Genomic DNA, 20,275 nt, shown 5'->3' with positions numbered 1-20,275 from the left:
GGGGACCCCGAACCCGGAGCCCCCGCCTTAGCACTCAACCCCGCCACCTCTCAGCGACGGTAGGCCAAGCAATCCTTACATCATGCCGCCCATGTCAGGCATACCACCACCAGGCATAGCCGGCGCATCATCCTTAGGAATCTCCGCGATCATCGCCTCAGTGGTCAGCAGCAGACCGGAGACGGATGCAGCGTGCTGCAGAGCGGAGCGGGTCACCTTGGTCGGATCCAGGATGCCGAACTCGAGCATGTCACCAAACTCGTTGGTCGCAGCGTTCCAGCCGTTGTTGCCGGACGCCTCAACCACCTTGTTCAGCACGATCGAAGGCTCTTCACCCGCATTACGAGCGATCTGACGCAGCGGCTCCTCGATAGCACGGGCCAGGATACGAACACCCACGCCCTGGTCATCGTTAGCCACGCTCACGCCAGCAACCTGCTCACGAACACGCAGCAGCGCCACACCACCGCCAGGAACGATACCTTCCTCAACAGCAGCGCGCGTCGCGTGCAGAGCGTCCTCAACGCGAGCCTTCTTTTCCTTCATCTCGATCTCGGTGGCAGCGCCCACCTTGATCACGGCCACACCGCCGGCCAGCTTGGCCACGCGTTCCTGCAGCTTCTCGCGATCGTAGTCGGAGCTGGTCTCTTCGATCTGCTGGCGGATCTGGGTCACGCGAGCTTCGATGTCAGCGTGGGCGCCGGCACCGTCGATCACCGTGGTGTTCTCCTTGGTGATCTGGATCTTCTTGGCAGAGCCGAGATCGTCCAGGGTGACCTTCTCCAGGCTCAGGCCGACCTCTTCGGAGATCACCTGGCCGCCGGTCAGCACGGCGATGTCCTGCAGCATGGCCTTACGACGGTCGCCGAAGCCCGGTGCCTTCACGGCAGCGACCTTCACGATGCCGCGCATGGTGTTCACCACCAGCGTGGCCAGGGCTTCGCCCTCGACGTCTTCGGCGATGATCAGCAGGCTGCGGCCGCTCTTAGCCACACCCTCCAGCGTCGGCAGGAGATCACGCACGTTGGAGATCTTCTTGTCGTACACGAGGATGAACGGGTTCTCCAGTTCAACGCTCATGTTCTGCTGGTTGTTGATGAAGTAGGGGCTCAGGTAGCCGCGATCGAACTCCATACCTTCGACGACGTCCAGCTCGTTCTCGAGACCGGAGCCTTCCTCGACGGTGATCACGCCTTCCTTACCGACCTTCTCCATGGCGTCGGCGATGATGTTGCCGATGTCAGCGTCGGAGTTGGCGGAGATGGTGCCGACCTGGGCGATGGCCTTGCGGTCGCTGCAGGGCACGGACAGGTCAGCGAGCGCGCTGGTCGCAGCGACGACGCCGGCGTCGATGCCGCGCTTGATGTCCATGGGGTTGATGCCGGCGGTGACGGACTTCAGGCCTTCGCGCAGGATGGCCTGGGCCAGAACCGTCGCGGTGGTGGTGCCGTCACCGGCGATGTCAGAAGTCTTGGAAGCGACTTCCTTCACCATCTGGGCGCCCATGTTCTGGAACTTGTCCTCGAGCTCGATCTCCTTGGCCACGGACACGCCATCCTTGGTCACGGTGGGAGCGCCGAAGCTCTTGTCGAGGATCACGTTGCGACCCTTGGGGCCGAGCGTCTCACGCACGGCGTTGGCGAGAATGTTCACGCCCTTGAGGATCTCCTGACGAGCTTCCTCAGAGAAGATGATCTGCTTAGCAGCCATTACTGCATTCCTCCGAAATAACTAACTGATCTAAAAAGCGTTTTACGGCGCAGTGATCAGCTGAAAACAGCCATGATGTCGTCTTCGCGCATAACGAGGTAATCCTCGCCATCCACCTTGACCTCGGTGCCGGAGTACTTGCCGAATAGCACCGTGTCGCCGACCTTCACGTCGATCGCGCGGACGTCGCCGCTGTCGAGCTGCTTGCCGTTACCGACCGCGATCACCTCGCCCTTGATGGGCTTTTCGGCGGCGGAGTCGGGGATCACGATGCCGCCCGCAGAGGTGGTTTCCTCGGGCTGCCGCTTCACGATGACGCGATCGTGCAGGGGACGAAGGTTCATGGTGAACGTCTCCTTCAATCTGGGAATTTAGGGCTGGCGGTGGCGACTGCTCGCGCCAGCTGTTAGCACTCTGCCTGAGTGAGTGCCAGCGATAATAGGCCGCCCTTTTTCACTGTCAACCCCTTGAAACCGAGGCGGGGTGCCCCAGCGCCGGCTAGGAAGGGGCAACAGGCCCCAATAACGGGAGGGCGATCACGCTCGCACTGCGGCCGAACCGTCCCCGGGCGCGCAGCCGTCGCTCGGCCCGAAGGACGTTTAGGCGGGTCAAGGGGGCCTCGCGGCTAGCGCATATCCACCAGTTTCGACGCGGCGCCCACGGCCTCCAGCGCGGACCCCGCGAAGCCGTCAGCACCGCAGGTCTTCCAGGCCTCGGGCGCTGCCAAGAAAGCGTGGCCGCCCACGAGCACCTTGGCGCGCACGCCGCCGTGCTGCTTGAGGGCGCTCACGGCCTCGCGCAGGTTGCGCAACTGGATGCTCATCGATGCGGCGAGCATTACCAAGTCCACGGAGAAGTAGCTGGCCGCGGAGACCAGATCGTCCACGGGCACGTCCTTGCCTAGGAAGTAGACGCGCCAGCCGTCTAGTTCCAACAGGTGAGCGATGGCACGCAGGCCAAGGTCGTGGTGGTCCTCTGGGATAGTCGCGGCGAGCACGGACCGCTCCTTCGGGACGACTTCGGGCGTGGCGTGGTCTGCGACCACGCTCATGGCACGCTGCGTAGTGCTCGTGATCAAGTGCTCTTCGGCCACGGTGAGCTGGTTGAGGTGCCATAAGCGCCCGGCCTCCACCTGGGCGGCCATCAGCACCTCACCGATGATCACGCGCGGATCCACGCCGTCGGCGACGGCCTTGGTGAGCACGGCGATGGCGTCGCGGATGTCGCCCTCCAGTGCTCGCTGCAGGTATTCGATGGCTAGTGCGCCCAGGGGCGAATGCAGGTCGACGTGACTCTCGGGCTGCTCGGGGCCGGTGCCCTCCATCAGCACGGTAGCCTGGTTGAGGAGTGCGACGGGTTCCTCGCGCGCGTTATCAGGCAGCCGCTTCTCCAGCACATGCTTGAGCGCCACCAAGCTGGCGCGCACGGCCTTGGCGTTTACTCCGCGCACATCGAAGGACTGCCAGGACCAAACGACGCGGCTCAGGAAAAGATCCGCCTGGCCCGTGGCCACGGCGGCGGCGAGTTCCCGTACGCGCAGCTGCAGATTGTCGCGCCAGCGCAGCTCAGCCCGTGGTGCGAAGGTCGCCTTCACGTCGGGATGGGCCTCGAGGAGTTCCTCGGCGGCCTGGGCCGCGTAGCCTTGTGCCCCGACCTCCAGCAGCTCACCGGCGAAGGGGTTGGCAGATATGGCCATGCGATCATCGTCCTGATCAAAGCAACATGCCCCGGCGCCGCGGGCACCGAGCACTCCCCATAGTATGCGTCGCGCCAGCACCGTGCACTTCGACCGCCGTAGCGCGAGACGGCGGCCCTGCTACCATCCGGGGCCTCACTTCGCGCAAGGCAGAGCCACGGGCACCATGGAAGCAGCACCTCTGATCACCGACGACGCCGTCACCCTTGGCCTTCTGAGCCTCATCCTCGGCGGCATCTTCTACACGGCCGCGAGCGAGAACCCGCGCTGGCAGCGCTTCTATCGCTACGTGCCGGTCATTCTCCTGTGCTACTTCATCCCCTCGCTCCTGAACACCTTCAACGTGGTGGACCCGGAGGCGTCTCGCCTCTACTACGTGGCCTCACGCTACCTGCTGCCCGCGTGCCTGGTGCTGATGACCTTGAGTGTCGACTTCCAAGGCATCATGCGCTTGGGCTACCGAGCGATCGTCATGTTCTTCACCGGCACCGTGGGCGTGGTGATTGGCGGCCCAATCGCGCTGCTCATCGTGGGCACTGTGAGCCCGGAAACCGTGGGCGGCGAAGGGCCGGACGCGGTGTGGCGCGGCATGTCCACCCTCGCGGGCAGCTGGATCGGTGGCGGCGCCAACCAGGCGGCGATGAAGGAAGTGTTCGACGCGGGCAACGAGGTGTTTGCCACCATGGTGGCCGTCGACGTGCTGTGCGCGAACCTGTGGCTGGCGCTGCTGCTGTTCACGGCCACCCGCGCCAAGGCCATCGATGCGCGCACCGGCGCAGACACCACCGCCATCGAAGATCTCAAAGAGCGCGTCACCGCCTTCGAGAAGAAGCACGCACGTCACACCACATTCCACGACCTGATCTTCATGCTGGCCCTCGGCTTCGGCATGACGGGGCTGGGTCATTTCCTGGCGGGCGTGATCGTGCCCACGCTGGAGCAGCACGCGCCCTGGACGGCGCGCCTCAGCCTCACCAGCACCTTTTTCTGGATCGTCGTCGTCGCCACCACCGGTGGCCTAGTGCTTTCGTTCACCAAGGCGCGGCAGCTGGAGGGAGCGGGTGCGTCGCGAGCAGGGTCGCTCTTGCTCTACGTGCTGATCGCGACGATCGGCCTGCAGATGGACGTGCGCTCGGTCGTGACCAACCCGGGCTTGTTTGTGGTGGGACTGATCTGGATCGCGATCCACGGCGGGCTGCTGCTCCTGGTGGCGCGCCTGATTCGTGCGCCGGTGTTCTTCGCGGCGGTCGGCAGCCAGGCCAATGTGGGTGGTGCGGCGTCGGCGCCGATCATCGCCGCGGCCTTCCATCCGTCCTTGGCGCCGGTAGGCGTGTTGCTGGCCGTGCTCGGCTATGCGCTTGGCACCTACGCGGCGTGGATCTGCGGACTGATGCTGCGGGCGGTGGCCGGCGGGTGAGCGAGGCGCCTCGCAGCGTCAGCCATCGCTGGGACCTGACGCCGCGCGAAGCGATTGCCCTCCAAGGCGAGCTACGCGAACGGTTAGTACTGAGCGCCTCGCGCAAGACGCCGCGCTTCGTAGCGGGGACGGACGTCGGCTTCCCGGACAAGGGGCGTGTCACGCGCGGCGCGCTCGTGGTGCTGAGCTTCCCCAACCTCGAACTCGTGGACGAGGCGGTCGTGGAGATCCCCACCCGCTTCCCTTACGTGCCAGGCCTGCTCTCCTTTCGCGAAGCGCCCGTCCTGCTGGCCGCCGTCGGCGCCCTGCGCACCACCCCGGACGTGCTCCTGTGCGACGGCCAGGGCCTCGCCCACCCGCGCCGCTTTGGCCTTGCCTGCCACCTCGGCTTGCTCACGGGCATCCCCTCGATCGGCGTGGCGAAGTCGCGCTTGGTGGGCGAGCACGACGAGCCGGGACCGAGCCGCGGCGAGCACACGCCCCTGCGCTATCAAGGCGAACGAATCGGTTCGGTGCTGCGGACGCGCGACGGCGTAACCCCCCTTTACGTGTCGCCGGGGCATCTCATGAGCCACGCGCGGGCGAACGCTCTCACGCTCGCCTGCTGCACCCGCTACCGCCTCCCTGAGACCACCCGTCTGGCTGACAAGCTGGCGTCGCGCGGGCGCTAGGCGTCAACACAGCTAATCGCGCGAGGGCCGGTCCCGACGCGTCTGACGCGTTCGGCCGCGTTCACAGCCTAGTAACACTCCCGTCACGGCCACGTCATGGCGCTGCCTTAGGCTCGCGTCGCCTCTGGCAGGCGTCTGCCTGTAGAGCATCCCGGGGAACCCTCGGACGGGTTCCCTCCCCGACCCAACGGAAAAAGAGAATCAACTCAATGCATGCATACAAGCACATGCTCGGTGCGACCAGCTTGCTCGTCGCCGGCGCCCTGGTCAGCGCAAGCGCCCAGGCCGACTTGCGCCTCACGATCCTGCACAACAACGACGGTGAGTCGCAGCTGATCAACGCCGGCAGCGGCGAGCTGGAAGACTTCGGCGGCATCGCCCGCTTCGCCCGCGTGGTCCGCGACCTGCGCACCGAAGGTGACGCGGAAGGCGCCACGGTGGTGCTGGGCTCCGGCGATCAGTTCCTCGCCGGCCCTGAGTTCAACGTCAGCCTAGAGCGCGGCGTGCCCTTCTACGACGCCTTGGGGCTCGACCTGATCGGCTACGACGCCCTAGCCCTCGGCAATCATGAGTTCGACTTCAACCCGGACGTGCTGTGCCAGTTCATCGACGGCTTCGCCGCCTTCCCGACCACCACCAAGTTCGTCTCAGCCAACCTCGACTTCACCAATGAGCCCTGCTTGGCTGCTCGCGAGTCCGCTAACGTGCTCGGTGACTTCCGGGTGGTCGAGAAGAACGGCGAGCTAATCGGCATTGTCGGCGCCACCACCGCGGACCTCGACACCATTTCGAGCCCCCGCGACGTCATCATCAACGACGTGCTACCGGCCGTACAGCGCGCGGTGAACGCCCTGCGCCTGGCCGGCATCAATAAGATCATCCTGATCTCCCACCTGCAGTCGATCACCGAAGAGCAGGAGCTCGCCACCCAGCTGCGCGGCGTGGACGTGATCATCGGCGGCGGCGGCGATGAGCTGCTCGGCGATGAGGACACCCTGATCGTGCCGGGCGATGATGAAGACGGCTTCTTCGGCCCCTACCCCCTGACCGAGACCGACGCCCTCGGCCGTGAGGTGCCTATCGTGGTCACGCCCGGCTCCTACAAGTACGTCGGCCGCCTCGTCGTCGACTTTGATGACGACGGCATCGTCACCAACATCGATTCCAAGTCTGGCCTTGTGCGCGTGGCCGGTGGCGATAACGCGGACGCCGTCGACGGGCTGCCCTTCGTGCAAGCGCTAGTGGTCGATCCTGTCATCGCGGGCGTGGAGGAGCTGGCCGAGACCGTCATCGCCACCACGGAAGTGGGCCTCGACGGCATCCGCAGCAACATCCGCACGGAAGAGACCAACCTCGGCAACCTGATCGCCGACGCCTTCCTAAGCCAAGCCACCGAGCTTGCCCTCGAGTTCGGCGCGCCCGCCCCGGACGTAGCCCTCGCCAACGGCGGCGGCATCCGCAACGATGACATCCGCGGCCCCGGCGACATCACGGCCCTCGACACCTTCGACATCCTGCCCTTCTCCAACCTGCTGACGATCGTGCCCAATGTCTCGCGCGAGAGCTTCAAGGAGATCCTGGAAAACGCTGTCTCCGCCGTGGAATTTACCAGCGGCCGCTTCGCCCAGATCGGTGGCTTCACCATGACCTACGATCCCGCGGCCCAGGCCCAGGACATCGAGGACGGCGTGATCGTGGTCACTGGCGAGCGCGTGATCGACGCAGTCCTCGCTGACGGCACGGTGCTCGTAGAGAACGGTGCAGTGCAGGCCGGTGATGCGCTCAACATTGCCATCGTCGATTTCCTCGCCCGCGGAGGCGACGAGTATCCCTTCGGCGATGCCGAGTTCACCATCCTGGGCGTGTCCTACCAGCAGGCCCTGCGCAACTTCATCGAGGGCGACCTCGCTGGCGTGGTGACCGCGGCTGACTACCCCGAAGGCGGCGAAGGCCGCATCGTGGCGCTCGATTAGTATCGGCGCGCTTCGCGCTGGCCGATCGCGCCGCCGCCCTGGGCGACGGCCGATCGGCCGCGTGCTCCCCTGAGCACACGGTGAAAACCGATAACCGGTAGGTGCCGTCTTCGCCTCCGCTGCTCCATAATCGGGCGTTCAACGCGGAGCGAGGCCACGTGAGTAGCGCGTCCCAAGAAGAAGAACAGCATTCCGTACAGGAATTCGCCGAGCAGTACGTAGAGTCCCTGGTGCCCCGGGAAGATCGCTACGACACGCGCCTCGGCGATGATTTCTACGTGTGCACCTTCCCCAACGGCCTGAAGACCTGGCTCTTCGTTTACGAAGTCGAGGGCTACCGGCGCCGTCGCACGCTCGGCACCTACCCGGAGATGAGCCTCACGGACGCCCGCGAAGCCCTATTCTCCGCACGAAAGCTGCAGCAGGCGGAGGACGACCTCATCGCCCGCGGCCTCACGGAAGCCGTTCTGCGTGGCGGCGGGTCCGAGGATGGGGAACGTCGTGATCGGGTGGTGGTAACGCCGAGCGCCCCGTCGCAGCAACCGTCCCTCGCGGTACGGGCCGCGCGCACGCTCGGCACCGGAGCAGCCGGCGCCGCCCTCGCTATCGGCGGCATGTTCGCCTACGCCACGCTCACCACGCAACACGCTCCGCCACCGCCCGTGGTCAGCCGCCCCGCCGCCGTGGGGAATGCGGCCACCAACCCGGTGGCAAATGCGCAAACGTCGGCGCCGCCCACCGAGACATCCACGCCCAGCGCGTCGGACACAGAAAATTCTGCCGCCCTGGAAACGCCCCCAGCCGCCGCCGCACCACCATCGGCTGAGCAGCTCGCGCTCGAAGCTGCGCTTATGGCCGTTTCGCGCGAGATGCTGGCAAGCAACGTCATCGACGGCGAGCCCCAGGCCGAGCTTCCCGATACGATCGAGCTGCTCGCCAACGAGACGCGCCAGATCTACTACTTCACCGAAGTGCGCAACATGGTCGGCCGCCGCCTCACTCACCGCTGGCGCCACGAGCGCCGCGAAGTAGCTTCCTTCGCCCTCGCCGAGCCAAACGAGTACGAGTGCCCCCTGCACTCGAGCATGCTGCTGAACACGGCGAGCGCTGGCGACTGGCGCATAGAGCTGCTCGATGACGCCGGCAACGTGCTCGATTTCCACCTCTTCGAGGTGGTCGTTGCCGACGGCGCTGGCGGCAGCAGCGGGCAGTGAGCGAACCGCCGCGTCGCGGCCCGCACACCGCCTTCGAGGGCGCGATCGTCAAGGTGGTCCTCGAAGACGCGCAGATGCCGGACGGGCAAGTGATCCCCTTCGAGGTCGTTCACCACCCGGGCGGCGCCGGCGTGGTAGCCCTCGATGATCAGGAGCGCGTCTGCCTCGTCCGCCAGTACCGCCCCGTGGCGGACGCCTGGCTGTGGGAAGTGCCGGCCGGCAAGCTGGAGCACGGCGATCCCGATCGCACGGCACGCCTGGAACTCGCCGAAGAGACTGGCCTGCGCGCGCGCCACTGGCAGTCCTTGGGCGCTGTGCACAGCTCGCCGGGCATCTTCACGGAGGTGATTCACCTCTATCTCGCGCGCGATCTCGAGCAGGGCGAACGCCACCCCGAACCCGGCGAGGTGATGGAAGTGCATTGGCTAGCGCTCGAGGACGCCGTGGAGCGTGCCCTGCACGGCGAGATCAGCGACGCCAAAACCGTCATCGCTCTGCTGCGCGCCCACGCCTGGCGCCAGACCGAAGACATCTAGAGGGCGCCTAGGGAGGGAACGCCCCGACTGCTACACTCCCGGCCCCCGCAACCGCAGCCAACGCAGGAGCCGCACGACGATGGCACACATGAAGCCCCTCCCCGCCGACACCACCCCGGAGCTGGCCGACGAGTTCGACCACTTCGTGACCATCCTCGGCTTCGTCCCGAACAGCCTCCTGACCATGCAGCGCCGCCCCGCCATCGTAAAGGGGTTTGGCGACCTCACTCGCGCCGTGATGGATCCTTCGGGAACGGTCGATCCAGGCTTCAAACGCCTCCTCGCACACATGGCCTCTCACGCAGCCGGCTGCCAATACTGTGAGGCGCACTCGCTGATTGCCGCGGGCCTGAAGGGCATCTCGGAGGAAAAGGTGGCGGCCGTGTGGGAGTACCGCACGAGCCCGCTCTACTCCCAGGCCGAACGCGCCGCTCTCGACTACGCGATGGCCGCGGGCGCCGTGCCCAACGGCGTGGACGAGTCGGTGATGGAGCCCCTACGCGAGCACTGGGATGACGATCAGATCGTCGAGATGCTCGCCGCCATCTGTCTTTACGGTTTTCTTAATCGCTGGAACGACAGCATGGCAACGGACCTCGAAGACGGCCCCAAATCCCTCGGCGATCGCCTACTCAAGGGCAAGACGACCTGGACCGGCGGCAAGCACATCGCGGACTAAACCCGCCCCGCGGTCAGCGCGCTGCTTGCGCCGAGCTGGCAGAGCCGAGCAGGCAGCGCTCCAGGAAGTACGCCTGCGAGGCTAGGTAGAAGTCGCGGTTGCGCTTCTTCTTAAAGCCATGGCCTTCGTCCTTGGCCAGGAAGTACCAGACCTCCTGGCCGTTTGAGCGGATGCGCTCTAGCATCTGCTCCGACTCACTGGCGGGCACCCGCGGGTCGTTGAGGCCCTGGGCAATGTACATGGGCCGGGTGATCTCCTGCGCCCGCGCTGTCGGCGAGATGCGTTCTAGGAATGCCCGCATCTTGGGGTCACGCTCGTCACCGTACTCGGGGCGGCGTAGATCTTGGCGGTAGGGTTTGGTGTTTTCGAGGAAGGTCACGAAGTTGCTGATGCCCACTACGTCGACGCCGCAGGCCAGGCGATCATTGTAGTGGATCATCGAAGCGAGGCTCATGTAGCCCCCGTAGGAGCCCCCGCGAACGGCCACGCGTGCACTGTCGAGCTCGGGCTGAGCAGCCACCCAGTCTAGCAATGCACCAATGTCCTTCACGGAGTCTTCACGCAGGTAGCCGTTGTCGAGCTTTACGTAGGTCTTGCCGTAGCCCGAGGAGCCGCGCACGTTGGGCGCTACTACAGCCATTCCTAACTCATTCACAAAGTATTGGAAGGTCGATGAGAAGCGCGGCCGATACTGCCCTTCGGGGCCACCGTGAATGGAGATGAGCACGGGAAACGGGCCGTCGCCGGGCGGACGGTAGTAAAAGGCGGGAATCGTCCGCGGCGAATCGCCCACCTTGTCGAAGGTGGGGAAGCGCACGAGCCTCGGCGCCACGAAACCCTCCGGATCGAGGCCACCCACTTCGCTGAACGTCCACTGGGTCACCTGCCCGGAAGCCAGCGCGAGCACGTAGACATCGCTCGGCGACTTCGCCGTGTTGATTTGCAAGGCCAGCCGCTGACCTGTCGGGTCGAACACCATGTTGTCCACGGTGCCTGTGGGCAGCTGGGTGATGGCCTGTCGCGTCAGGGTGGCGAGGTCGAGCAGGTAAAGGCGGTCGATGCCGTCCTCGTTGACCACGAAGGCCAAGCGCTCCCGCTTGGGGTCGAGGGCCATGCCAGTGACGTCCCAGGCGATGTCGTCGCTCAGGGTACGCTCGCCACCAGTGACTGGATCGTACAGGCGCAGGCGGCGTACCTCGCTGTCCGCGTCCGAGGTGAGGAGTACGCGTCCGTTCGCCGTCCACATGGCTTGGCCGATGGAGGTGGCCTCCTCACTTGGGGCGATCGGGGTGCTGAGGCCTGTGGCGAGGTCGATCGCCAGGGCGCGAGACTCGGTGATGGAGACGTACTGACCGACCAGGAGCTTCTCGTCTGTGGGATCGAAGTCGTAGGGAAACCAGGTGCCCTCGCGCTCCAGGATGGCTCGGTCCTCGCCTGTGGCGAGGTCCGCGAGGTGGATATCCCAATCGCGTCCGTTGCGGGCCGTCGTATAGTAAGCGTAGCGTGCCCCGTCGTTGGTGAACTGGACGGCACCGTGGCGCGACTCGCCGTCGGTCAGCAATGCGCTGCGCCCGGTGCTCGGGTCTAGCGAGTACACCTGATAAAACTCATTGCCGCCGATATCTTTTGTCAGCAAGACCGAGCGGCCGTTCGGCGAGAGGCTAGCACCCGCGACGGGCTCGTCGAAAAAGGTGATCTGGCGACGCGTGCCGCCCGGGTGGTCCACCACGTGCAGCTGACCCGTCTCGCCGAAACGGGTGCTGATCATCAGGCCGTAGCCGTCCTCGCCAAGTGCCACCCAACCGACCAGACCCGCGGACCGAGTGTTTTGGTATTGGCGCAAGCGCTCGCCCACTTCGGCCGGTATCGGCGGAATGGACTCGGTCACGCGATTGCCCTCTTCCAGGCGCTCGACAGCGAAGGTCGCCTCGACCGTGAGGATCGACAGCAGAAAGAGCACTGAGGCCCAGGGAGAAATGGTCTTGGTGGGAGGTGTCATCAGCTAGCTCACCGGATGGACGGAGGCCCTCATGCTACGAACGCCGCGCAGAGGCAGCAATCCGCTAGCCGACCGCTCGGCAAGGTCGCACTTAACGTCGGGATTATTTACGCCAACGATGACGCACGATGGCTGCACCACGGCGGAGCAGGCCCTTGCAGTCGGTTGTGAATGCCCGATCAGGCAAGCGCGTCATCCTCATACCTTCCCCTCAACTCGCTGAATTTTTGGGAAATATTTACCTTAAATAGCGCCCGCTCATCGCGCCCCAATCAGTCGTCGGCATTCTTTACAAGCACTCCAAAGGGATGCAGATAGGGCGGCACTATCACCCGGTAAAGCGATCTATATCAGTCAGATACAATAAATGGCACCGCAGTTGCATCGTCTGGCGCGACTCGGTCGGACAGCAGGAGGCTGAAGGGACCGGGTTGGCTGCTACCGCCACGGAAGAATGGGTGAGACAGTCAGCGGATCGACGAAGACCAACAAGAAGATAGTCGCGCCGCTCGCAATAACAAGAAGAGTTTCAAGAACAAAAAGAAAGACAATAAGAAGAATGACTGGACCCCGCCTCGGCGGGGTTTTTCTTTTTCCGCGCCTCGAAAGGCGCCCCCGCCCAGATCAGCGGCGACGCGTCTGGCGGTAGTAGTTGTGCAGGTACTGCTCGAAGGACAGCTGGTCGGTCGCCTCAATCTCCCGCTGGCGCTTGTGCGAGCGTCGCACCTCGTGCTCGAGCACAGCCAACATCGCCGGCGTCAGCGCGCCGCGCCCGCGCAGGGCCTCGCGATGCCACGCGGACAGCCGTAGTGCCGACTCAATGAGGCTCTCTTGGCGCGTGCCCATCTCCTCCAGCAGCCGCGCCGACGGCGTAAGCGAGGGCTCGATCACGGCGCAGCGCTGACGGCTGAGGGCCTGGCGCACATCGGCGCCCGCCCCGGCGAAGACCTCATCGCAAAGCGACAGCATGCCGTCCACCAGGCGCAGGGCCTCATCCCGTAGCAAGACCTCGCCGCCATCCGCCTGGTGCAGTTTCAGCTCCGGCTCGCGCCCGCGCCTCGCCACGAGACGCGTGTTGCTACCGATGCCCTTCGCTTCCTGTTCACTGATCGGCGGGCTATCGACGGTGAGACAGAACAGCATGAACGCCTCGAGCACGAGCAGCTGTTCTTCGCTCACGCCTGCCGGCGCAAAGGGGTCCACATCCAGGGCGCGCAGTTCGACGTACTCGACGCCTCCGCGGCGCAAGGCCTGCATGGGGGACTCCCCGGACTGCGCCACCCGCTTCGGCCGCACCAGGCTGTAGTACTCGTTTTCGATCTGCAGCAGGTTGGCATTGAGCTGGCGATACTCGCCGTCGACGCGAACACCTATCTCCTCGTAGGCCGGCCACGGCGTGGTGATCGCGTGGGTCAGCCCCTCGATGTACTCATCGAGGGAGTTCGCCGACACCTGCACGCTCGCCTGCGCCTTGTTGCTGTAGCCGAGGTCGCTCATGCGTAAAGACGTGGCGTAGGGCAAGAACGCGGTGTACTCGTCCATGCGCTCGAGCCCGAGGCGCGTAAGGCCGTCCGCGCGCGCGCCGAAAAACGTGCGACACACGGCGGGCGATGCGCCGTAGAGGTAGAGCATCAGCCAGCCGTAGCGACGCAGGTTGCGCACCATGCCGAGCAAGGACGCGGAGATCTGTCGCTGTCGCTCGCTGAGATTGTCGTCGCCGAACCACGCGCTCCACACCGCCGGCGGCGGGGAGTAATTGAAGTGCACGCCGGCGATGGCCTGCATGGTGCGGCCGTAGCGATAACCGAGGCCCACGCGATAGATACGCTTCATCATGCCCACGTTGGAGGTGCCGTAGTGAGCGATTGGCACGTCCTCATCGCCGTTCAGCACGCAAGGCATGCTGCTCGACCAAAGCGCTTCACCCTCCTCAAGGTGCGAATCCACGAACTGGTGGATGTCGGTCAAGAACTCAAAGGTGGGGCCAGCACCACGGCAGGGTGGCGTGATCAGCTCAAGCAGGGCTTCGGAGTAATCGGTGGTGACGAAGGGGTTGGTGAGCGCGGCTCCCAAGGCCTGCGGGTGCGGCGACTTGGCGATGCATCCTTGCGGGTCCACCCGCAGGCACTCGCGCTCGACGCCCATCGTCGGGGTGCGCAGGGCGCTATCGCCGGCGCGCGACCGCAAACGGTCGAGGCGATCCTGATAGTCGAGTTGCAAGGGCGTTCTCGGGCGCAAGGCCGCGTCAGTGCGGGTCAGTCGCGCAATATCGCGTATGCCCTGGCAGGGCGCAAGGTCGGGCCGGCAAGGCGCCCGATCCTGCGCAAGGCAAACGAGAAGGGCCGCCCGCGGCAGTGTCCACGGACGGCCCCAGCCATTGCTTCGAAGACCTCCGAACCGCACGTGATAGGGAGGCTCACCTAGCGCCACCAGCGACTGCGCTGATGGTCGTAGCGACGGCTCGGCGGGTAGGGCGCGAAGCCGCCGGGCGCGGTGTCGTAGCGACGGTCCCACAGCCGGTTGCGATCGCTATCCCCGTAGCGGGCGCAGCGCATGATGCCCATCTCGCAGAGGGTCTCGCGCCACTCGTAGCGCACGAGCATCACCGAGGACGGCGAGCGCTGCGCGTCGAAGGCCACCTGGCGTGACGGTGAGTAACGCTCATCGCCAAAGCCCGTGCCAGCCTTACCCTGCGGCTGCGCGTTTTGCTTGCCGGCGCCCGGCGCACGCTTGCTGTCCGCGTAGTAATCGGGATCGCGATAACGGGGCGCAGCATCGCGGTAAACGGCGGCGCTGATCAGGCCCATGGCCGAGTAGTCCTCGAAAGCCGCTGCATAAGAGTGCTGCTCACGAGTGAAGTAGAACTCGTTCACTCGATTGCGGCCTGTACGCCAGCCCTCGTAGACCGCGCTCTGGTAGGGCTCCAGCACGTACATGGCCTCAGACCGCGACAGGTTAGAGCGCTTGGCGCTGATGATGTTACGCCCGTCCACGGCGAGCACCACGCCCACGCGGCGACCGGTGCGGTTGCGTACTCGCAGCGCGTAGGGCTCACCGGGTTTGGCTTCCAACCAAGCGCGCAGAGCACCGTCGCCACGGCGGCTAGTGCTAGCGTAGCGAGGCTCCTCCGCGTGGTAGAGCGTATGGACGTAGCCCTCGGGGCTGATCACGTCGATGTCGACGTCGCCGCTGAAGGCCGCCGCCTCGAGGGCGGGGATAGAAGCGGCCAGCCAGGCGGCTACCGCAGTACCTAGGAAGCGTTTCACTGTGCTCTCCCGCTGGTCGAATCAATCGAAACTCGGGAGCCAGTGTGGCAAGGGGTGGCTTAATCGAAGCTGAACTGCCTTGTCGACCCGGGATTGGGTCTTGGCCACCCCGGCGCGCGGCTAGGCCTCTAGGGAAGGCCCGCCGCGGCGATCGGGGGGATCTTGGTATCGCAGGGGGGAACTAGCTCACGCGGTCGAGATCGTCGATCTCCCGGCGCAGGTCATAACGCTTATCGGTCACGATGGTCTCTAGCACGCGCACGCGTTCTTCGAGCTTCTCCAGGCGATCGAGCTTCTCCATGAGGTCTCGATCTTCCATGTCGCGCCCGCCGCGCATCTGCTTGGTCTTGAAATACTCGGTGACCATGCCGGTGATGCAGCCAATCGCCACCACCCAGACCACCATGGTAAATACGCTCATCTATCCGTTTCCTCCCCTGATCGTCTCAACTGTCACGCCAGTAACGGTACTTCATCGCATTGTAGAGCGCGGCACACCCACACAATACGGCCATAACGGCGATCATCTTGTCTCCTCGGGGTTTCCCCCTTGTTGTTAACGCCCCCTGTGGGCGTTTTGCTAACGTTCTAGTTCTCTGAACTCGCGATCCACACCGTAGCGTGAGGACGTCACGTAGCGCTCCAGGCGCTGGGTGCGCGCTTCCATCTCGCGGAACTTGTGCCGTACCTGCGACAGGGTCGCGATCGGCGACTTGCGTACGGAGTGCCAAAAGGCCTCCTCATCTTCATCGCGGTACAAGGGCTCCTCCGGTGTGGTCGGCAGCATGATCGACATGGCGATGTAGGCCAGGACCACCCAGGGCATCAGCACGAAGGCCGCGATCACCGTGACGATACGCGTGCCCGTCAGGGAGAACCCAAAGTGATCGGCAATGCCGGCGCACACGCCAGCCAACACGCCACGACGACGGTTTCGGTACAGGCGGCGCGGATCCGGCTCGTCGCCGTAAGCCCGACGCTCGTCTCGCCCCGGGCCGCCGCCACCCTGGCGGGAGCGCTCTTCGCGCGCCGCCCGGAAACGTGACCGCTCGTGGTGATGACGATGTCTTCGGCTCCAACCCATTTCCTTACCTCCAGCTCTCTTCTTCCGAGTCGCGCCAGAACTCACGCTCTGAGCGACGCCCCGTGTACTCCAACGGCCTGTCCGGCAACAGTATCCCTGCGGTGAGGTATACCAGCGCCAGCGGCCAGAAAGGCGCGATCACTACCGCCAGCACCGCCAGGATGCGGATGGCGAGGGGGCGCACAGCAAAGTGGTTAGCCACGCCGGCGCACACTCCGAACAGGACGCCGTTCTCACGATCCCTATAGATCCGCCCAGACCCGCGTCCGTACCTCACGCCCTCTTCCTCCAGTCCGGCACTTCATCGTCGAGGATCGCTTCCAGCGTGTTGATGCGACTTTCCATACGCTGGGCGTCCTGCCACAGATCCTCGAGCATGCGCTCATCTTCCTTCGACAGCCCCTTCAGCTCACGCCAGCGCGTGGTGTAGTGCAGGAACAGAAAGATCGGCAGCACGACCACGCATAGCAGTATTCCGATCACTTCCATCTCACTTCCTCACTTAAGAATGCGACTGACTGGACTTGCTCGCCATGTCCCGCTTCAGGTCGTTGAGCTGCTCATCGATCTTCGTGTCGTCCTCGAGCTGGGTGAATTCCCGGCGCAAGTCCTTACCACGGCCCATGTCGTAGGCCTCGACGCGTCCTTCCATGCTCTCCATGCGGCGTTCGAACTGCTCGAAGCGCACCAGGGCGTCGTCGATCTTGTTGTCGTGGATTTGCTTGCGCACCTCCAGACGGTTGGTCGCCGTCTTGTGGCGAACGATCAGCGCCTTCTGCCGCGCCTTGGCGTCGGCCAGCTTGTCTTCCAGGCGACCGATGTCGTCGTTCAGCTGCTCCAGGCCCTCGGTGACCGAGTCGAACTGGTTCTGCAGACCGTCGCGCATCTCGGTGACGCGGGCCTTCTCCGCCAGGGCGGCCTTGGCCAGGTCGTCGCGACCCTTGGACACGGCGAGCTCCGCCTTGCGGTGCCACTCGTCCACATCTTTGGAGATGGCTTCCAGCTTGCGGGTGAGCTCCTTCTTGTCGGCGATGGCGCGAGCTGCGGCGGAACGCACTTCCACCAGCGTGTCTTCCATCTCCTGAATCATCAGGCGAACCAGCTTTTCCGGATCCTCGGCCTTCTCCAATAGGGAGTTGAGGTTCGAGTTCACGATGTCACTGAAGCGCGAGAAAATACCCATCGAACTTCCTCCAGGTGAGTGTGTTTCTCTCGGGAGATGTATAGCGAGTTCCGTGCCAACCTTGATCTCGATAAGTTTATTTATATAAAACAAATAGATATGGCGATCTTAGGGAGCGCGCTTATTCGACCCCTGTGGTTAAATTACCCAACCTTTGGTAATTTCTACTAATACTTTCGTCAATTTCGCCAAATGAGTTCTTCTGCGCCGAACATCCTGGGCGAGTCGCCCTCCTTCCTCTCGATGCTGGAGCACGTTTCGCACGCGGCACCACTCGATAAGCCATTGTTAATTATCGGAGAACGGGGTACGGGCAAGGAGCTGGTGTCGCAGCGACTGCACTTTCTGTCTAAGCGCTGGGACGAACCCCTGGTGAAGCTCAACTGCGCCGCGCTCACCGAAAGCCTCCTCGAGTCGGAGCTGTTCGGGCACGAGGCTGGGGCGTTCACCGGGGCTGTCGGGCGGCACGTCGGCCGCTTTGAGCGGGCGGAAGGGGGAACACTACTACTCGATGAGCTCGGCACCATTCCTTTGCGGATGCAGGAGAAGATCCTGCGTGTCATTGAGTACGGCGAATTTGAGCGAGTGGGGGGAAGCGACACGCTGTCGGTGGACGTGCGTGTGGTCGGCTCTACGAACGAGGACCTTCCCCGCCTGGCGCGTAGGGGGGGCTTTCGCCACGACCTGCTGGATCGGCTCGCCTTTGATGTGATCACCGTGCCGCCCCTGCGCGCGCGGCCCGAGGACATTCTGATGCTGGGTGAGCACTTTGGCGTACGGGCGGCGCAGGAGTTAGGGCGGCCGTTGTTCCCAGGCTTTTCGGAAGGGGCGCGGGAGATCCTATTGACACACCCGTGGCCGGGTAACGTGCGTGAGCTGAAGAACGTGGTGGAGCGGTCGCTCTACCGCTGGCCGTCGCTGGAGGATCCGGTCGACGAGATCTCACTCGATCCCTTTGCGTCGCCCTTTCGCCTACGTGGTCCAGCCGTGCCGGACACGACGGCGGACTCCGGAGAAGGTGCAAGCGCGCCGAGCGCCGATCACACCCCGGCGCTGCCCGTCGACCTGCCCGAGGCTGTCGGGAACTTCGAGGTGCGCTACATCCGCGCCGCCATGGATGCGATGAATCACAACCAACGGGCCGCCGCGGAGCTGCTGGGTCTGACGTACCATCAACTTCGCGGTAGGCTGCGAAAGTACGATCTGAGCTGAGTCACTTCCCCAATCGCGGAGCGCGCCCCTAGCGCCCCCGTACCGAGCAAATCTATTAGGATCGAAAACTGGCTACAGGCGTCAGTCGCTGGCTGACCGAGAACTCGATGAGACGAATCAGACGATCCCAATACTGTGCGATACGTTCTTTACCACCATGTAATTGTGCAGCCCCTCGGTACCACCCTCGCGCCCAAACCCGCTGTGCTTGACGCCCCCAAACGGAGTCTCCGGTAGCGACGCCTCGAGCGTATTGATGGAGACGGTGCCCGCTTCCAGCTCATCGATCAGTCGGTCCGCATAGTCAGCACGGTTGGTGAAACCGTAAGCTGCAAGACCAAAGGGCACACCGTTAGCCTGCTCGATGGCGTCATCGAGTGAAGACACGGAATTGACCACGGCGAGCGGGCCGAAGGGCTCCTCCTGCATCACGCGCGCCTCTTTGGGCACGTTCGCGAGCACCGTGGGCTCGAAGAAGTAGCCCGTATCGCCCAGGCGCTTGCCGCCGGTCATAAGATCAGCGCCCTTTGCTACCGCGTCGTCGACCAGCGCCGTCAGCGCGGGAAGCCTGCGTTCGTTCGCGAGGGGGCCCATCTCAACGGCGCTGTCGACGCCGTTGCCGACGATGGTCTCGGCGGCCCGGCGCACGAAGGCATCGAGGTAGCGATCGAAGATGCTCTCGTGAACGAAGAAGCGCGTTGGTGAGGTGCACACCTGCCCGGCGTTGCGCATCTTCCTAACGGCACCACTGATCGCGGCGGACTCGACATCGGTGTCTTCGCACACGATCACCGGGGCGTGCCCGCCGAGCTCCATGAGCACCGGGGTCATGTTCTGCGAGGCCAGCGTCGTGAGATGCCGTCCAACGGCGGTAGAGCCGGTGAACGCGACCAGGCGCACCTGGTCCTGGCGGATCAGGTAATCGGAGATCTCGGCTGGCGTGCCGAAGACGAGGTTCAATACGCCCGGCGGTAGTCCGGCGTCGTGGAGCGCTTTGGCGATGTGCAGGGCGCCGGCGGGGGTCTCTTCAGCTGCCTTGAGGATGATGGAGCAACCGGCGGCGATCGCCCCGGCGATCTTGCGGCACGGCTGGCTCATGGGGAAATTCCAGGGCGACAGCCCCAGCACCGTTCCCACGGGCTGGTGATGCACGGCGTAACGCACGCCGGGCGCACTGGGAATGACGCGTCCGTAGGTGCGCGTCGCCTCCCCCGCATCCCACTCGAAGAACTCGCAGCCGCGAGTGACCTCCAGGCGCGCTTGGGCCAGGGGCTTGCCGTGCTCAGCGGTGATGGCCGCGGCGATCTCATCCTGGCGCTCGCGCATGATCGCCGCTGCCTTAAACAGAACGTTGGCGCGTTCGGCCGGCGCGGTCTTGCTCCACACCTTAAAGCCTCGCGCTGCGGCCTCGAGTGCGTCGTCCAGTTCGCGCTGACCGGCGCGTGGAAGACGACCGATTTCCTGCTCGGTCGCCGGATTCAAGACCGGCATGTCGCTCGCAGCCTTTCGCCACTCGCCACCGATGTAGAGTTGCAGCTCTGGATAGGCACTCATCGCATCGTCTCGCATGGGAAGTGGCCTACGAGACTCACACGCGCTTGCCAAGCGAGCAACGACGTTCAGCGAATCTGGCTA

Annotated in this window: 19 protein-coding genes; 7 read left to right on the top strand and 12 right to left on the bottom strand. The window is 64.6% G+C overall.

Translation table 11 applies throughout. From position 1 onward, the window contains the following. Window positions 1-75: 75 nt before the first annotated feature. The 3 genes from groL to AAGA68_06915 all read right to left on the bottom strand — a co-directional run bounded on the left by groL (window position 76) and on the right by AAGA68_06915 (window position 3,406). Complete coding sequence (gene groL, locus AAGA68_06925; GenBank protein MEM9384776.1) at window positions 76-1,710, bottom strand: chaperonin GroEL; 1,635 nt, start codon at window positions 1,708-1,710, stop codon at window positions 76-78. A 56-nt stretch (window positions 1,711-1,766) separates the two neighbouring features. Continuing rightward, entirely contained in the window at window positions 1,767-2,054 is a 288-nt protein-coding gene (gene groES, locus AAGA68_06920; GenBank protein ID MEM9384775.1) for a co-chaperone GroES, read from the bottom strand. A gap of 281 nt (window positions 2,055-2,335) precedes the next feature. Further along, window positions 2,336-3,406, bottom strand: coding sequence for a cobalamin-dependent protein (locus tag AAGA68_06915; GenBank protein ID MEM9384774.1), 1,071 nt, complete (start codon window positions 3,404-3,406; stop codon window positions 2,336-2,338). A gap of 166 nt (window positions 3,407-3,572) precedes the next feature. On the opposite strand from AAGA68_06915, the gene AAGA68_06910 reads away from it, so the two are divergent. From AAGA68_06910 to AAGA68_06885, 6 genes are all read left to right on the top strand, one after another. Further along, the gene (locus tag AAGA68_06910; protein ID MEM9384773.1) at window positions 3,573-4,823 is read left to right on the top strand and encodes a DUF819 family protein; all 1,251 of its coding nucleotides are present in this window, start codon (window positions 3,573-3,575) and stop codon (window positions 4,821-4,823) included. Further along, complete coding sequence (nfi, locus tag AAGA68_06905) at window positions 4,820-5,494, top strand: deoxyribonuclease V (GenBank protein MEM9384772.1); 675 nt, start codon at window positions 4,820-4,822, stop codon at window positions 5,492-5,494. Before AAGA68_06910 ends, nfi begins: the two co-directional genes overlap by 4 nt. Window positions 5,495-5,703: 209 nt before the next feature. Beyond that, complete coding sequence (locus AAGA68_06900; protein MEM9384771.1) at window positions 5,704-7,467, top strand: 5'-nucleotidase C-terminal domain-containing protein; 1,764 nt, start codon at window positions 5,704-5,706, stop codon at window positions 7,465-7,467. 158 nt (window positions 7,468-7,625) lie between these two features. Then, complete coding sequence (locus AAGA68_06895) at window positions 7,626-8,681, top strand: DUF2914 domain-containing protein (GenBank protein ID MEM9384770.1); 1,056 nt, start codon at window positions 7,626-7,628, stop codon at window positions 8,679-8,681. Continuing rightward, window positions 8,678-9,217: an NUDIX hydrolase gene (locus AAGA68_06890; GenBank protein MEM9384769.1), complete on the top strand. Its 540-nt coding sequence runs from the start codon at window positions 8,678-8,680 to the stop codon at window positions 9,215-9,217. The genes AAGA68_06895 and AAGA68_06890 overlap by 4 nt, the downstream gene beginning before the upstream one ends. 79 nt (window positions 9,218-9,296) lie before the next feature. Further along, complete coding sequence (locus tag AAGA68_06885; GenBank protein MEM9384768.1) at window positions 9,297-9,896, top strand: carboxymuconolactone decarboxylase family protein; 600 nt, start codon at window positions 9,297-9,299, stop codon at window positions 9,894-9,896. Between the two features lie 13 nt (window positions 9,897-9,909). On the opposite strand, the gene AAGA68_06880 is transcribed toward AAGA68_06885, so the two are convergent. The 8 genes from AAGA68_06880 to pspA form a co-directional block, all read right to left on the bottom strand. Next, complete coding sequence (locus AAGA68_06880; protein MEM9384767.1) at window positions 9,910-11,895, bottom strand: prolyl oligopeptidase family serine peptidase; 1,986 nt, start codon at window positions 11,893-11,895, stop codon at window positions 9,910-9,912. Window positions 11,896-12,519: 624 nt separating this feature from the next. Continuing rightward, the gene (gene gshA / locus AAGA68_06875) at window positions 12,520-14,115 is read right to left on the bottom strand and encodes a glutamate--cysteine ligase (GenBank protein MEM9384766.1); all 1,596 of its coding nucleotides are present in this window, start codon (window positions 14,113-14,115) and stop codon (window positions 12,520-12,522) included. A gap of 200 nt (window positions 14,116-14,315) precedes the next feature. Beyond that, window positions 14,316-15,161, bottom strand: coding sequence for a hypothetical protein (locus AAGA68_06870; protein ID MEM9384765.1), 846 nt, complete (start codon window positions 15,159-15,161; stop codon window positions 14,316-14,318). 181 nt (window positions 15,162-15,342) lie between these two features. Continuing rightward, the gene (locus AAGA68_06865) at window positions 15,343-15,582 is read right to left on the bottom strand and encodes a hypothetical protein (GenBank protein MEM9384764.1); all 240 of its coding nucleotides are present in this window, start codon (window positions 15,580-15,582) and stop codon (window positions 15,343-15,345) included. Window positions 15,583-15,741: 159 nt separating this feature from the next. Further along, window positions 15,742-16,245 carry an envelope stress response membrane protein PspC gene (gene pspC, locus AAGA68_06860; GenBank protein ID MEM9384763.1) on the bottom strand — a complete coding sequence of 168 codons (504 nt, stop codon included), beginning with the start codon at window positions 16,243-16,245 and terminating at the stop codon, window positions 15,742-15,744. Between the two features lie 4 nt (window positions 16,246-16,249). Beyond that, the gene (locus AAGA68_06855; protein MEM9384762.1) at window positions 16,250-16,522 is read right to left on the bottom strand and encodes a PspC domain-containing protein; all 273 of its coding nucleotides are present in this window, start codon (window positions 16,520-16,522) and stop codon (window positions 16,250-16,252) included. Then, complete coding sequence (pspB, locus tag AAGA68_06850) at window positions 16,519-16,734, bottom strand: envelope stress response membrane protein PspB (GenBank protein MEM9384761.1); 216 nt, start codon at window positions 16,732-16,734, stop codon at window positions 16,519-16,521. The genes AAGA68_06855 and pspB overlap by 4 nt, the downstream gene beginning before the upstream one ends. A 13-nt stretch (window positions 16,735-16,747) precedes the next feature. Further along, on the bottom strand, window positions 16,748-17,428 hold the full coding sequence (gene pspA / locus AAGA68_06845; GenBank protein MEM9384760.1) for a phage shock protein PspA: 681 nt from the start codon (window positions 17,426-17,428) through the stop codon (window positions 16,748-16,750). Window positions 17,429-17,620: 192 nt separating this feature from the next. On the opposite strand from pspA, the gene pspF reads away from it, so the two are divergent. After that, a complete protein-coding gene (gene pspF, locus AAGA68_06840; GenBank protein MEM9384759.1) occupies window positions 17,621-18,640 on the top strand; it encodes a phage shock protein operon transcriptional activator in 1,020 nt (339 codons plus the stop codon). A 117-nt stretch (window positions 18,641-18,757) separates the two neighbouring features. On the opposite strand, the gene AAGA68_06835 is transcribed toward pspF, so the two are convergent. Next, complete coding sequence (locus AAGA68_06835; protein MEM9384758.1) at window positions 18,758-20,194, bottom strand: NAD-dependent succinate-semialdehyde dehydrogenase; 1,437 nt, start codon at window positions 20,192-20,194, stop codon at window positions 18,758-18,760. Window positions 20,195-20,275: the final 81 nt, after the last annotated feature.

This window comes from Pseudomonadota bacterium, from assembly GCA_039193195.1.
Classification (GTDB): Bacteria; Pseudomonadota; Gammaproteobacteria; order Steroidobacterales; family JBCBZW01; genus JBCBZW01.
The sequence above is the reverse complement of the archived record's forward strand: the minus strand, read 5'-3'. Positions and strand labels throughout refer to the sequence as shown.

Excerpts from the sequence above, each read along its gene's own strand:
- groL (MEM9384776.1), bottom strand. The coding sequence starts at position 1,710 with ATGGCTGCTAAGCAGATCATCTTCTCTGAGGAAGCTCGTCAGGAGATC.
- groES (MEM9384775.1), bottom strand. The coding sequence starts at position 2,054 with ATGAACCTTCGTCCCCTGCACGATCGCGTCATCGTGAAGCGGCAGCCC.
- AAGA68_06915 (MEM9384774.1), bottom strand. The coding sequence starts at position 3,406 with ATGGCCATATCTGCCAACCCCTTCGCCGGTGAGCTGCTGGAGGTCGGG.
- AAGA68_06910 (MEM9384773.1), top strand. The coding sequence starts at position 3,573 with ATGGAAGCAGCACCTCTGATCACCGACGACGCCGTCACCCTTGGCCTT.
- AAGA68_06900 (MEM9384771.1), top strand. The coding sequence starts at position 5,704 with ATGCATGCATACAAGCACATGCTCGGTGCGACCAGCTTGCTCGTCGCC.
- AAGA68_06885 (MEM9384768.1), top strand. The coding sequence starts at position 9,297 with ATGGCACACATGAAGCCCCTCCCCGCCGACACCACCCCGGAGCTGGCC.
- AAGA68_06880 (MEM9384767.1), bottom strand. The coding sequence starts at position 11,895 with ATGACACCTCCCACCAAGACCATTTCTCCCTGGGCCTCAGTGCTCTTT.
- AAGA68_06865 (MEM9384764.1), bottom strand. The coding sequence starts at position 15,582 with ATGAGCGTATTTACCATGGTGGTCTGGGTGGTGGCGATTGGCTGCATC.
- pspC (MEM9384763.1), bottom strand. The coding sequence starts at position 16,245 with ATGGGTTGGAGCCGAAGACATCGTCATCACCACGAGCGGTCACGTTTC.
- pspB (MEM9384761.1), bottom strand. The coding sequence starts at position 16,734 with ATGGAAGTGATCGGAATACTGCTATGCGTGGTCGTGCTGCCGATCTTT.
- pspA (MEM9384760.1), bottom strand. The coding sequence starts at position 17,428 with ATGGGTATTTTCTCGCGCTTCAGTGACATCGTGAACTCGAACCTCAAC.
- pspF (MEM9384759.1), top strand. The coding sequence starts at position 17,621 with ATGAGTTCTTCTGCGCCGAACATCCTGGGCGAGTCGCCCTCCTTCCTC.
- AAGA68_06835 (MEM9384758.1), bottom strand. The coding sequence starts at position 20,194 with ATGAGTGCCTATCCAGAGCTGCAACTCTACATCGGTGGCGAGTGGCGA.